The organism is Dictyobacter halimunensis (assembly GCF_036245075.1).
Window position 1 is genome coordinate 5,278,995 of the sequence record NZ_BSRI01000002.1, and the last position, 14,101, is coordinate 5,293,095.

10 protein-coding genes are annotated in these 14,101 nt (G+C 60.7%); 5 read left to right on the top strand and 5 right to left on the bottom strand.

Translation table 11 applies throughout. From position 1 onward, the window contains the following. The first annotated feature begins 332 nt into the window (after window positions 1–332). The 4 genes from AABA21_RS35915 (at window position 333) to AABA21_RS35930 (ending at window position 4,197) form a co-directional block, all read left to right on the top strand. Window positions 333–1,244, top strand: coding sequence for an LLM class flavin-dependent oxidoreductase (locus AABA21_RS35915; protein WP_338257631.1), 912 nt, complete (start codon window positions 333–335; stop codon window positions 1,242–1,244). Between the two features lie 604 nt (window positions 1,245–1,848). Further along, entirely contained in the window at window positions 1,849–2,574 is a 726-nt protein-coding gene (locus tag AABA21_RS35920) for an N-acyl homoserine lactonase family protein (protein WP_338257632.1), read from the top strand. 24 nt (window positions 2,575–2,598) lie between these two features. Next, entirely contained in the window at window positions 2,599–3,207 is a 609-nt protein-coding gene (locus AABA21_RS35925) for an HAD family hydrolase (RefSeq protein ID WP_338257634.1), read from the top strand. Window positions 3,208–3,285: 78 nt separating this feature from the next. Then, a complete protein-coding gene (locus AABA21_RS35930; protein ID WP_338257636.1) occupies window positions 3,286–4,197 on the top strand; it encodes a glucosaminidase domain-containing protein in 912 nt (303 codons plus the stop codon). Here AABA21_RS35930 and AABA21_RS35935 read toward each other — a convergent pair. Together AABA21_RS35935 and AABA21_RS35940 are read right to left on the bottom strand one after the other, a co-directional pair. Then, window positions 4,194–5,093 (bottom strand): RNA polymerase sigma-70 factor, encoded by a 900-nt coding sequence (locus tag AABA21_RS35935; RefSeq protein WP_338257637.1) that lies wholly within the window; start codon window positions 5,091–5,093, stop codon window positions 4,194–4,196. The two genes, AABA21_RS35930 and AABA21_RS35935, sit on opposite strands and share 4 nt — an antisense overlap. Window positions 5,094–5,111: 18 nt before the next feature. Further along, window positions 5,112–6,443, bottom strand: a complete 1,332-nt coding sequence (locus AABA21_RS35940) for a phytoene desaturase family protein (protein WP_338257638.1) — start codon at window positions 6,441–6,443, stop codon at window positions 5,112–5,114. Window positions 6,444–6,905: 462 nt separating this feature from the next. Between AABA21_RS35940 and AABA21_RS35945 the strand changes: the two genes are divergently transcribed. Continuing rightward, entirely contained in the window at window positions 6,906–8,414 is a 1,509-nt protein-coding gene (locus AABA21_RS35945; RefSeq protein WP_338257640.1) for an outer membrane protein assembly factor BamB family protein, read from the top strand. Between the two features lie 82 nt (window positions 8,415–8,496). Here AABA21_RS35945 and AABA21_RS35950 read toward each other — a convergent pair whose 3' ends face one another. The 3 genes from AABA21_RS35950 to AABA21_RS35960 form a co-directional block, all read right to left on the bottom strand. Then, window positions 8,497–8,970 (bottom strand): hypothetical protein, encoded by a 474-nt coding sequence (locus tag AABA21_RS35950; protein WP_338257641.1) that lies wholly within the window; start codon window positions 8,968–8,970, stop codon window positions 8,497–8,499. A gap of 792 nt (window positions 8,971–9,762) precedes the next feature. After that, a complete protein-coding gene (locus AABA21_RS35955) occupies window positions 9,763–12,594 on the bottom strand; it encodes a hypothetical protein (protein ID WP_338257642.1) in 2,832 nt (943 codons plus the stop codon). A 489-nt stretch (window positions 12,595–13,083) separates the two neighbouring features. After that, window positions 13,084–13,758: a methyltransferase family protein gene (locus AABA21_RS35960; RefSeq protein ID WP_338257643.1), complete on the bottom strand. Its 675-nt coding sequence runs from the start codon at window positions 13,756–13,758 to the stop codon at window positions 13,084–13,086. Window positions 13,759–14,101: the final 343 nt, after the last annotated feature.

Below are 14,101 nucleotides of genomic sequence, written 5' to 3' on the forward strand. Positions count from 1 at the left end.
GAGAATATCGGCATGCCCTCCTGTCACATAGTTCTTGCATCCTTATATTCGCATTTATTTATAAAGACATCACAATACTCTAAAATCCGACAATCTCTGGCCCGGTTTTTGTGGATAAGTAAAGAATTGGCGCACGACATGCAGCGGGCGTTTCACTATTTGCCGTCTTCCTGCGTGTTGTATCCTTTATATAAAGCACTATTATTCAAGTTAATGAGTAGAGTTGCTAATTGTTTTTGTATAGTATGCATGCATATATGTCATTCTATTGGAGATGACATATATGCATGGCGCTGGCCTCATATGTCAGCGCAGGTACGAAAGGATGTAAGATGGCTCGTATCGAGTTCGGTTGGATGCCTCCGGTGGGGGGTGATAATCAGTCGCGGCAGGAGTTTATGAGCAACCTGCGGCGCGGCCTGGCCACGATTGCCGGTCACTTCGATTCCGTCTGGTTCCCCGATCATCTGCAGTTTGAGGATCGTCCCTTTTTGGAGGCGTGGACGACGCTCACCTACCTGGCGGCTCTGGAGCCGCGCCTGAAGGTCGGCCATATCGTGCTCTGCCAGCTCTTCCGCAATCCGGCCGTGCTGGCCAAGATGGCGGCGACCCTGCAGTATGTGAGTGAAGGCAACTTTGTGATGGGCATCGGCGCGGGCTGGCAGGAGGAGGAGTGCAAGGCGTACAACATCCCCTATCCCGGTCCGGGCCAGCGCGTGGAGGAGCTGGACGAGGCTCTGCAGATCATGAAGGCGCTCTGGCGCGAGGACCACGTGACCTTCGAGGGCAAGTATCACCGTGTCGCCAACGCCTTCTGCCAACCCAAACCCGAGCCGATCCCGCCGATCATGGTCGCCGCCTTTCAGCCCAGGATGCTGCGTGTGGTGGCCCGTCACGCCGACTGGTGGAATATCGGCTTCAGCGACCTGGAGAAGACGCGCGACCTTGTCAACAAGCTAGACGAAGCCTGCCGGGCCGTCGGCCGCGATCCCAAAACCATTCGCCGCACCGCCATGATCGGCTGCTACTGCGCGCCCGACGAACGCAAGCTCAAAGAGCTCACCGCCAAACACCGTGGACCGTTCGGGCTCGGCCTCGTCGGCACGCCCGCGCAGGTCGTCGAGCAATTCAAGCCCATTATCGACCTGGGCTTCGACTACTTCATGATCAGTGGCGGCGGCTTCCCCGATACTACCACCCTCGAAATGCTCGCCCACGAAGTCCTGCCCGCCCTCAACGCATAAATTGGAGGCGGCCCCCGATGTGCGTATTAATTGGAGGTCGCCCCCACCACCTTCTCACGCACGTTAACGTTCATCGTAGGTTCGGGCCTTGCGCCCAATACTTTCAACTTAAAGGAATGTACAAAGAAAAAGAGATGCAGTACGTGCGGGGCTTGCCCCCGCTTGCTTGCTCGCCGCTCGAAAAAGCAGCAAGCAGAATGCGATGCATCGCATGCAACCGTTCCTTGTCGCTTTGAATCAGCTTTCCTCTTGGGGGACAAGCAAGCGGGGGCAAGCCCCGCACGTACTGTGGTCTTTTCTCTTGTTGCCCGTGCTAAAGTTGAAAGTATTGGGCCTTGCGCCCGATTTTCCCTCCATGTACAATCAAGCCCTCTTATATATGAACGATATAGGGATATGCGGGTATATATCACGTATATGAGAAACGCAATCGTGTGGGAAGGGAAAATCGACCGCGAGGGTCGAACCTACAAGAGGTCGCGCTTCGTGCGCTGAAAGGAGATTGATTGTATGATGTTGAATAAATGAAGCGGGCGTAAGGGTGTAATGTATGATATTATGTGGAGTGGTTTTGCTATAGCGAATGTTGTATAAGGAGAACTCTTTGAATACCATATCGCAGGCTCCGGTTCGCCTCTATATTTTGCAACTGGCTCTTGGAGCTGAGGGGACGCCTGTGCCGGGTTATTTGATTCAGACCGGTGACGGCAAAAATATCCTGATTGATACCGGCGTGCCCCTGGATGGGTCATTCAAGCCCAATGGCGGGGAAAGCATCCGGATCTTTTCGGTGGTGGAGCAGCTGGCGGCCCTGGGCCTGACTCCTGCCGACATCGATATACTTATCTGCACGCATTTTGATCCCGATCATGCTGGCAATCACGACGCTTTCCCCTCGGCGGAACTGGTGGTACAGCGCACGCACTATGAGTTCGCGCTGGCCAGCGACTCTCCGCGCTTCAACCTGACGCGGGGGCACTGGAATCATCCATCTCTGCGCTACCGGACTGTTGGTGGAGACACCGAACTGCTGCCGGGAGTCAAGCTGATCGAGACCAGCGGACATGTCCCTGGCCACCAGGCCGTGCTGGTGCGTCTGCCCCGCACGGGTCCCATGCTGCTGGCCATCGACGCCGCAGCCCTGGAGGCGGATCTCAATCCCGAGACGCGCGAGTACGAAAATGGCGTGGACCTTGATCCCGCTCAGGCGCTGGCCAGCGCGCGCAAGCTCTTTGACCTCGTGTATCGCGAACGTGTGACGCTGACCGTCTTCGGCCACGACGAGAAACGCTGGCCCGAGCTCAAAAAGGCTCCTGCCTGCTACCTTTAGCGCGGCGTGGAAAGGAAGGCTGCTATGCCAATCTCAGCCCTGATCTTCGATCTGTTTGATGTGCTGTTCTTGCATGGAGAGCGACTGGAGCGGCGCGCGTTCGAGCATGAGCATGGTTTACCCGACGATGCCATTGAGCGCGCGATGCTCAATTCACCGCTCTTTCGCGCCGCCATCGCCGGGCACGTCCCCGAGCCCGAGCTGTGGCGGGATGTGGCCGGGCAACTCCAGCTGGGACAGGATAGCTGGTGGGTGGTGGCGCGGGCCTTCTACGCCAGCATCGTCCTTAACGCCGAGCTCGCGGCCTACATGCGCACCCTGCGTCCCACCTACCGCCTGGGCATCCTGACCAACGCCCCCTCCGATGTCCGCCCTCTCATTACCGGGCGCTTCCAGCTGGACCAGCTTGTAGACACCATCGTCATCTCCGCCGAAGAGAGAGTCCACAAGCCGCAGCCCGAGAGCTACCAGCTGGTCATGCGCCGGCTTGACGTCTCGCCCGGGCGCTGCCTCTTCATTGATGACGGCCTCCCCTATGTTACCGCCGCCCGCGACCTCGGCATGCAGGCCATCCACTTCCAGAGCAGCCAGCAGACCATCGCCGACATCCAGCACATCCTCGCCCAACCGTGACCGCCCCGGCTTATCGTGTCCACCAATGTCCAGCTTGAATCGTGTACCAGGAAAGATGTATAAGGATGTGCTCTTGCTATGATAGATGTGAAACCCTGCGACGCATGGGCTAAGAAGCTGGACGCCGCCCACCGTACGGCCCTGTCGGGCCGCGCGCTGGCCGAGCTGAAGGCCCACGTAGCGACCTGCGAGGCCTGCGCCGCCGCCCAGGCGCACTATGCGATTGAGGCGCACCAGATCCCGGACGTCGAGGTCAATGGCGCCCTGCCGGCCCCGGCTGCTCCAGGACCGCCTGCGGTGGATCACGGCCTGTTGCAGAGCCAGAAGGCGATGTGGGCCAGGCGCAAGGCGCGGCGCGCCCACCGCATACTTGAAATCGTCGCCTGCATCGGTGTCCTTGGATGCGTGCTGCTGGTCGCGCTGGCCATCCTTTTTCCATCCGCGTCCGCTCCCGTCACCCGGCCAGGCGCACAGACGACGCGCATACCCGGCGTGCCGGGCGCGATCCCCGCCGACGGCTTCACCGTCGTTGGTGATCCCACCATCAGCGTCGAGCAGATCAATAGCATCCTGGCCTACTACCACTCACCGGCCGCCGGCAAGGGACAGACCATCTACGATCTCGGCGTCCGCTACCATATCGATCCCGTGGTGGCCCTGGCCTTCTTCCACCACGAGAGCGGCTTCGGCCGCTTCGGCGAGGCCAGCCATACGCACTCGCCGGGCAACCTGCGCTGCATCTCCGATCATCCCTGCGTCGATAAGCAGAGAGGCGGCTACGCCCAGTTCGCCAGCTGGGAAGACGGCTTCGACGCCTGGTATAAGCTGATCCACGACCTGTACGTAGGGCAGTGGAAGCTCACCACCGTCAACCAGATCATCTCGAAATACGCCCCCGTCAAGAATCCGCAGGACGCCGCGCACCGCAACTACGTCACCTTCATCAACCGCGACATCGCCCTCTGGCGCAGCGGTAAGATCCACTCCTAAAGATCGGAGAGGTGGGCCAGCTTGTCGGGATTGAGGATGGCGTAGACGCGCTGGATGCGGGCGCCGTCCACGGCCAGGATGATGACCCCGTAGGGACGCTGGTCGTGGTAGCCGATGATGGCGGGCTGGCCGTTGATCTCTTCCAGGCGCATCTGTATGCCAGTGGGCAGCAGACGCATGCCACCCAGCATGCCGCGTGTCACCCGGTCGGCGCCGCGCACCGGCTTGAGGCCTGCCGGTATCTTGCCGCCGCTGTCGGCGGTAAAGACGACATCCTCGGCCAGCAGCGTCAGCAGGCCCTGCATGTCGCCGTTGAGGCTGGCGCTGAGAAACTCGCTGGTCAGGCGCTCCTGCTGTTCGCGTGAGACCTCGAAGCGCGCGCGATCCTGCTCCAGGTGCTGGTGGGCGCGGCGCAGCACCTGGCGGCAGTTGGTCTCGCTCTTCTCGACGATGGCCGCGATCTGCGCGTAGTCATAGTCGAAGACCTCGCGCAGCAGGAAAACCGCCCGCTCCAGCGGTCCCAGCTTCTGCAGCATGATCAGAAAGGCATAGGAGAGCGACTCATCCAACTGGATGCCCCGGCTCAAATCGCTGTCCGCTCCTACCTGCAGAGGCTCGGGTAGCCAGGGGCCAACGTAGACTTCGCGCTGGACCCTGGCCGAGCGTTCATAGTCGATGCATAGCCGCACCACCACTGTTGAGAGATAGGCTTTTGGCGATTGCACCGCCTGCTGATCCACCTGCAGCCAGCGCACAAAGGTCTCCTGCACCATATCTTCAGCATCGCTGACGCTGCCCAGCATGCGGTAGGCGATGGAAAAAAGCAGGATGCGGTATTGATCGAATATCTGCTCGTTTTGTTCTGGAACGGTCAAGCGGTGGACTCCAGCATACATATACACATCTCAACTATGCTATGAGTATACCACGTCAATCTCTTCAGCTTCTCCGCCCGGACGTCCATCGCGCAGCAGCAGGCGGGCGACCTGGCGCGCGCTGCCCACGCTGGCGTCGGCCAGGAAGCCCGGCCCGATCCAGTCCCCGACCAGCAGCAGGTTGTCGATGCCTGGCACCTGTGGACCCGGACGCCCGGCGTAGCCGCCGCCGGCCGCTGTCGGCAGCATCCCGAGCGCCGCGATGTGCGGCAGGAAGATGCGCTTCACCACCAGTTTGCGCCATCCCGGCTGGACCGCGTCCAGCAGCTCCTCCAGATCGCGCTCATCCTCTTTGGAGTCACCGGGGTGGACCAGATCTAGCTGCTTGAAGGCGTGGATGACGGCCCCATCACCGGGCGCGACCCGCGCGTAGAGCGATTGCGCCGTCATGAAGAGCGGCTTCGTGGCGTGCTGCACGATCGGATGAGTGGGATCGGGCAGGCAACGCAGGGCAACATCCAGGCAGGCCACGCGCGCCGGGATTAGATCTTCTATGATAGCGTGCAAGGGCGCGTACGAACCAGCGCCGACCAGCTTGAGCGCCTCCTGCGGCGTGGTCGCGATCACCACCGCCCGCGCCCGTACGCGCTCTCCATCGGCCAGCCGCACGCCCTGGACCCGACCCTGCACGTACTCCACCGCCTCGACGCGGCGATTGGTAATAATCTCGGCCCCCGCCTGTACGGTGGCCTGCCGTAGCCCCTCCACCAGCGTCTGCCAGCCTCCATCGATGTAGAGAACGGGATGCCCGAGCGCTATCTGCAGCTTCTTGATTAGCACCTCCGCGCTGACCAGTTCGAGCGCCGAGCTATACACGTTGGTGCAGGCGAACGCCAGCAAGAACTCGCGCACCCGTGGCCGATTGGTCTCCTGGAATATCCAGTCCTGTACGCTCACGCGCGCGAACCTCTCCGCCTGCAGTCCAGGCAGCCGCATGAACAGGCGTGCCAGCTCAATTTTATCACCCAATCCCAGCAGCCCCGTCTTCAGCAGCGACCCCGCGCCAGCGGGAAACTCGTGCAGCTTCCCCGCGCGTAGCACAAACACCGCCTGTGGACTATGGCCGCTATAGGGGATCTTCAGCTCCCGCAGCACCTTGTCCAGCGCGCCACCCGTATAGAGCGCGTGGATGCCCCGGTTCAGCTTAAATCCATCATAGTCCGTAGTCTCCGCCCGTCCGCCCAACTCCTTTGATTTTTCGTATAGTCTAACACCTGCGCCGCCCCTGGCCAGATAGCAGGCGGTAGCCAGGCCGGCCAGCCCGCCGCCGATGATGATAACATCTACCTGCTGCGCTTCATCCGTGTTCATTATGATAATTTTCCTCTTTCTCTCTTTATGCGCGATTCTGAAAAATTTCGCACACTAGACGGAAGAGGGCGGCTGTTTGTGACATTTGATTGCTTTTATGCTCTATAGCAAGTACGCTAACACAGCCCTGTTTTGCACTTTTCATTAAAAAGAGTTTTGCTCTATTTGTAATCGTTCGTGTTCGAGAAGATCCATGCGGAGACCTACACCGCTCTGGGCTACCACCTGATAAGAGTGGCCCCCGAAGCCCTTGCGCAGCGAGTTCAGCGTATTATACAACGGATAGAGCGTTGCTGAACTGCGCGGGCCTTTTCTAAAGGAAAAAGTAGCCCATACTCTACAGGCTTATAGTGTGGAGGGGCCAGGAACTTTCTGGAGCTCATGTGCGTCTATATAGCTGTAGAAGGGAATTCTTGCTAGCGCGATTCATAGCAACCAAAATGAGAGCCTGGAGTATACGTCATGGGTGATAAGCTTCCTGCAAGTTCACAGCGTAAAACCTCGGTCGTGCGCGTACGAGGTGTCTTCTTTATTGTGATCGTTGCCTGTGTGACGGTGGTCGCCGGTTGGGTGATCACCGCGCAGGGCGCGCGTCAGGCGGGATCGGCGAACAGGCCGATAAGCAATAACAGGGTGGCCAGTCACAGTACCATCCCTCAGGATGTCTATGTGGGTTATAAAGATACGGTCTACCGCCTGAGCGGACAAAACGGGTCGATTGTCTGGAAGCAGGCGCTGGTCCAGCCATCGAAGATGAATCGCATCAGTGGCAGCTCCATGCAGGTCCAGGTCATGAGCTCTAACCTGATCTGCGTGCAGCTTGAGAACACGGTGTTTGTGCTCGATAGCAGCTCTGGCAAGCAACTCTGGCAGTACGCGGTCCATTTGACCCCGGCCCAGCAGCGCGAGACGCGCGCCTATATCGGCAGTGTCGTCTTTGATCAGCAGCGGGTATACATCTATCTCGCCACTGGCGAACTGTTGGGTTTTGACATACAGAGCGGCAAGCAACTCTGGCAGGGTCCGCGCTTCCCCAACGGCGTCAGCCTCTCCGCCGCTGATGGGATGATTTATGCTAAATCGACCAACGCGCAGGGACATCCCGTGCTCTATGCCGTCGATGGCACCACGGGTAGTTTCCTCTGGCACTTCCAGCCGCAGATGTGGGGCAATACCTCATTTGATGCGCCCCTGGTGGCCGATGGCGTCGTCTATGATGCCGGCAACCCACTGTACGCCCTCGACGCCCGCACCGGCAAGCAGCTCTGGGAGCAGCCCCTGAGCGATCGAGCCAGCTTCTTTACCAATCTGCACCTGCTCAATGGCAGATTGTACGCCGATACCAGCGCGGCCGTCGCTTCGGTGGGCACGGTCGGCAAGCAGCCCACCATGCCCGCGCTGTACAGGGTGTACGCCTTTGATGTGCAGAGCGGGAAAATGCTCTGGCAGTCGCAGGCGGGCGATCGGCAATTGCTGGTCGATGCGAACGCCATCGCGGTACTTGCGAGCGCGGATAAGGTCGATAGCCAGTCGTTGCAGCTGCTTGATCCTGTGAGCGGCGCGCTCCGCTGGCAGACGACGCTGCGCACACCTGTGTGTGACTCCGAGCATCTCTGCGGGCAGCCGCCGGTGGCACACATCGCTGATGGCAAGCTGGTGCTGCTAGATAACGGCGGCCAGGCGTATGCCCTGCGCGTCCTGGATCTACAGAGTGGAAAACAGCTGTCTCAATATCCGGTCTCGCTCCCTTTCAAGGAGGGGCTTGGGGAGAGCGTATTGAGCAATGGCCGCCTGTACGTCAAGACCGGCGTCCACGGGGGTGGTCAGTATAGCTCGGGCAGCAGCAACACCTTCTGGAACTACAACCTCTACGCCATCGACCTCACCGGCGGCCAGACGGCGTGGCACTACCAGATCGGCAAGCTGCTCGAATACCAGGATCCCATCGCGCCGCTTGTGCTGGCTCCATAGCTCATATCGCGTAAACAGGGGTATATGCCGGATGGCGCTATACCCCTATATCGACCTTTCTCGTGAATATGTGCCTGGCGTTTTATGCTCTACGCCGTTCTACGGGCATCGGCGCGCCCTGTCGATACAGATCGAAGAGGACGAGGGCAAGGTGCTCGGCGAGCCGGGTCCAGAGCGTGGGATCGCCGACGTCGTTGGTCATATCCGTCACCAGCAGGCTGCTGGCGCTATCGATCACCTCACGAATGAAGTGCTCCTGCGAGAGGGCGTAGACCCTATGGCTCTTTTCCTGCCCATAGGGCGCATCGACCACGGACCACGTGTGTTTGTTCTCCCTGATGCCCAGATAACGGATATGATAATTGTGATAATCCAGGCCGCCACAGGCCGGCTGGATATGCAGGTTGTAGTGGCAGGCCGGCTGGCGTGAGTCATATTCGCGTTTTCCCACCCAGATCAATTGGTGGATGCGCAGTCCCCGGCTGATCCACAGCCACGTTGTCTGTCGATCGCTGCGTTTGGAACCGGGTTTTCGTCGTTTCAGTCTTCGGTGCACGTTTCTCGCTCCATTTCGTTGTACCCGTCGGGGTAAAGGAGCGCGCTCAACCGGTTCGGAAGGCGGGAGGGAGCGCAGACCACAGGTGGTCTTCTATGCGAAGAGCAGTTGAGAGATAGAAGAAGATTACACGTCTGCATCCCGGGTGCTTGTCCGTGCCATCGGTTGAGAGCGCATGAATCGAGAGCAGAAGAGGATACCCTGTGGGTTGATACGGATACTCCATGTGATCAGCCCATAGACATACCCGGGCTGTCAGAAGACAGCCCTCTTTCTTGCTCTGCGTCAAGCTCTAAACTGAAGGACTTACCGGTTCACCACAACCATGCGACGTGCCTTTCCTGAAACATAGTGTTTGAATGATGATCTTGAGGCAAACAGCGCACATGCCGTCTGTTTGGACGAGCGAAACTGGCCGCGTCCAGGCGTGCCTCCACAGCCTCTTTACAGCATAACATATCATAAAAAGGGTAGCAAGCTAGCGTTCGCCTCAATTATTGATCTCCGCGGTTCTGGGACAAACGGGACATGATGTTTAACTGTTCATTGGTGCCGCGCAAGCGGGCGCATTGGTTTTGTGTGGTGGTGCATCGGGTGCGCGCCCGATGCACCACCACACAAAACGACCTGTTTGCCTTTGCCTGAGTGGAACATTTTGTTTTTTGGGGACATAAATTGTGCGCAATTAAATTGTCTACAATTTAATTGCGCACGTTGTAAAGCGCATAAAATATAATTACATCCACCCCTGCGCCGCTGCCCGGTCAGTCATAAGTGTGGATGCAGGACCGGTTAAACGGGAAAGGTGAATTGGGCGGTGGCAGCGATGAGGGGCGAGCTGTCGCGCTGGTAGGTGCGCAGGCGTTGGATGTGCGCTTCGCTCCAGCCTCGGGCCTGCCGGGTCTGGGCGAGCAGGGTGGTGAGCGCCAGCCGGCGCAGGCGTTCGTCGGGCTGATTTGCCAGGGCCATCTCCAATTGGAGCAGGTTGGCGTCGGGTCTGCGGCTGAGCTGGTCGATCAGGCCTTCGGCGCTGGTGAGGGCGTCGGCGTGCAGCTGCGGTTCCAGCTGGATGATGCCCTGGATCACCTCCGGCCAGGGGAGTCCCCGGAACAGGATGGCGAGTTGCCAGGTCAGGGTCAGCGGGTCCTGGGCCAGCACGGATAGGATGCTGCGCGTCGCTGGCAGCAGGTGCTTGCGTCCGATGTGGAGGCCGTTTACAAAGGCGTCGAGGGTACTCTGCAGGGCCTGGCGATTGGGGAGCAGCTGGCGCACCGTGTCGCCGATCAGGGAGGCGTCGTTGCCGGTGTAGATGGCGAAGACGGCACGCGCGGCCGTCTTGCGCTCGTCCGGCAGCTCCGACTGCATCAGCTGGAGCAGGCGCGCGTGCAGGGCATGCTCGGGATCGCGGAACGGGAAGGCCACGCAGCGGTTCAGGGTGGCGATGCGCACCTCTGGCTCGGGGTGGGCCAGCAGGATGGTGAAGAGGTTGGTGAGCCGGTGCTGCGCCTTGAGCGACAGGCCACCGACCGGGATGTTGACCACGCCGAGGGCGGGACCGCTGTCGGACGAGTGGGCCGCCTGCGTTAGCACCTCCCAGGTCTCGTCGCGTTCAAGGTAGGGCCACAGCGCGCGCAGCAACGCCACGCGAACGTCGCGGTGCAGCTCGCGCCGCGTCAGGTTCAGCAGCTCCTGGTAGGACTCCTCGGTGGCGAGGTCGCCGATCAGGCGCACCACCTCTTTGGCCACGGTGACCTGCTGGAACGGCATGGAGCGCAGCAGGTCCAGCGCCTCATGCGCGGGCATGGCGAGCAGAATGCGGCGCAGGGCATAGATCGCCACGCGGGCGCGGTCATCGTTCATGGCCTCAAACAGGACCGGCACGCCCTGTCCCGCGTCCATCCAGCTCAGGGCGCGCAGGGTCGTGTCGCGCACCGGCTGGCGCTCATCGCTGGCGAACTGCAGCACGAGCTGAGGATCAATAGAGGGCATGGCAATCAGGCGCCGGATAGCGTTCTGCAGGGTCGAGGTCGGCTGCGCCTCGTCGCGCGTCAGGGCCAGCAGTGTCTGGGCGAAGATCTCCTGCTGCTCAGGGAGCCAGCGGTAGAAGCCATCATGCAGGTTCAGCACGATATGCGTCTGCCCGCTGGTGAACTTGCCCGCGAAGGTGCGCTGTCCCAGGTAGGGCGTCAGCAGGTCCTGGCGATGGCGGTGCAGGGACCTATAGATCGCTGAGATCACGATGTAGCTCTCGTCGCGCTGCAGCAGGCCGGGGATCAGCGCGAGTAGCTGTCTGGGCTGGTGTTCGTGCAGCAGCGCGGCACAGGAGCTGGCCACGCTCAGGCTGCGCGTCTGCTCCAGCAGGGTCGCCAAAATCTGCGCCAGTTCGTCGAAGACGCGCAGGCGGCGCCCAAAGATCAGGCCCAGCACCAGCAGGTGGTGTTCCTTCTCGCGTGCCTGCCAGGCTTGCAGCAGCGGCTGCAGCGCTGACGAGATGTGGGGGATCTCCCTGTCGGAGAGGATGCGGTCGAGCTGATAGCTGTTGACCAGCCCGCGCTCGCGGTAGACGATGGCCAGCTGCGCGGCGCACCACTCGGGATAGTATGGTAGCAGGCGGATGAGCAGGCGGCCGATGGCCTGCGCTGTGGGTTCCGACAGATCGGCGGCATCCAGGGCATCGCGGATGATCTGGGCCAGCTCGGGAAGGTGCTCCTCGCGCCAGCGTCCGTAGGGCAACGCGGCCAGCGCCAGCATCATCTCGCGTCTGACCGGGTCCTGCTCGTTGCGGCGCTGGCGCACTAGCTGCAGGGCATTGGAGATGTACGCTGCCTGGTAGCGTGTCGCCTCGATCAGCGCCTGCAGCGCCAGCGAGCGCATCTCGGCCTCCTTGGAGCGCAGCGCGCTATCCACCACCAGCCGCGTCTCATCCCAGGGTAGCAGGGCGGCGTAGCGCAGGCGCTCCATGGGACGCGTCGCCAGCGCCGGCAGCTCCAGGTGTCGGCGCGCCTCCTGCACGCGCTGCTCGGTTGGCAGGGTCGCCACCAACTGCAGATGGATTATCCCTTCGTCGTTGCGCCAGCCGCGCCCGAAGGCGCTGTAGAGGGCCAGCCGCTGCTCCGGCGTGAACCTCTCAAATATATGCGCGCTGATCGAGACTTTGCGGCGCTCCACCAGCGCCAGCAGTGTCTCCAGCTTCAGTTTATGGGCCACCGCGTTGAAGTTGCCCGAGGAGACCGCTTCGTCGGACGCCAGCACCAGATCGGCCATCTCCTGTGGCCGCTTGCGTACCAGGGGCACGATGTGTAGGCGGCCCAGCGGTGTATGCCTGATGGAGGTACGCACCAGTTCTAGCGCCAGGTCTGGCGCGGCGCTGGTCAGCGTCGGCAGCGCGGTATTGATCAGGTGGAGCAGGGGGAGATCGCGGTTCGCTGCCTGGGCGCTCTGCTGCTGCAGGTAGGCGAAGGCTAGCTCGGGATGCATGCGGATCAAACGCTGCCAGTGCGTCAGGTCAAAGCGCTCCAGCAGTTGCCCCAGGTGACGCCGCACCACTTCTGGAGAGGCAAAGGGCAGCAAGCGTCGCAGATGGTTATCCTGGCGCGCCGCCAGCGCCTCCACATAGGCATCCACGGCGGCGCGGCGTCCGCGCGTCAGCAGGCGAGCGATCAGCACCACTTTCAGGTCCAGGCCGATGCGCTCCAGCAGCTCCAGGATCTGCGCGTCGCTGCACAGCAACGGCACTAGCCCCGTCGCCACCGAGCGCACGCCGCGCGAGCGATCGAGCATGGCCTGTCGTGCCCGCTCCGCGTCGCGGTTGCCGTGGCACGACTGCACCGCCAGCACCCGCTGATAGACATCGCCCCGTCCCAACTCCTCAATCGTCTCGCGCACGCTCTCATCGCTGGCCGCCAGCCGTCCGACCTCAACCATGTGGCGCATGCGTCCCGCGTACGTCAGCACCGCGCATTCCCGTAACAATTGCTCAGGCGTCATCTTCGCTCATCTCCCTGCTTCTCTGTAGTGTTTATATATGCGATATTGTCTATTTTTGCTTATATTAATGGAGATAAGCGAAGATGTCAATCAATTATCGCTTGTGCCCGCGCAGAAGTTATGCCGTCACCATACGTAGGGTAGTAAGCGATAATGAACCCTGTGCGTGTAGTCGCTATAGCCAGTGAGCTCCTGTGTGAGCATCTGCTCCTCGTCGTGGATACGGAAGGCGAGCACGATCACGCCAGGAACGAGGACGAGCAGTCCCCACCACGAGCCGAGCGCCAGCGGGATGCCGATCATCAAGATCAGCACAAACGAATACATCGGGTGACGCACGACGCCATAGAAGCCGGTCGAGATGACCTTCTGGCCCGTCTCCACCGTAACGTTGGCGGCGGCGTACTCGTTCTGGATCACCACTACCATCGAGAGCACCAGCCCGATCGCCACCAGGGCATCTCCGACGATGGAGATGGCATCCGGCACCGGCGACCAGCCGAAGCGATAATCGAAGGCGCTAAAGACCATCACCGCCGGCAGCGACAGAAAGGCGATCGTGATGATAATCTTCTGCGCCGGTCGGCTTTCCGCCCCTGGGCCCGCGTGCATACGCCGCTTCAGCGCCTCCGGATTCTTCAGCGCCAGGTAGAGGCTAGGAATATTCGTCGAGAGGGCAAAGACAACGATAAACACCCACGCCCGCCAATAATTGAACGTCCATGCCGGCAAAAAGAGCAGCAACCCGAAGGCAATCAATCCGATCACCACCGTTGCCGCCGTCTGTAGAGTAAGCTTCATGATCTCATCTCTCGTTTCTCGCCGCGCACATCCTCCCGCGCGGCGTCTGGTTCCGGATTCACGATACGTCCCGTCGACCTTCCATGAATTAATAAAAAGACCGTCTGTCTATTATTATAATTCGCGAATGGAACCTGTCAAGATCACATGATTCGCCTCCCCAAAATACGCAACGCATCCCAAATACGAAGCGTTCCCCAACGCGAACCGCCCAACCCAAACCGAACCGCCGTGTAGGGACGACCTTCAACGGTCGTCCGGGCCGCGAGCGCCAGCGATTGCGGCCCACGTACCCGGCCGGCTCGGCTTCTCGTGAATGACATCTCGCCCCACGTGGTACCCG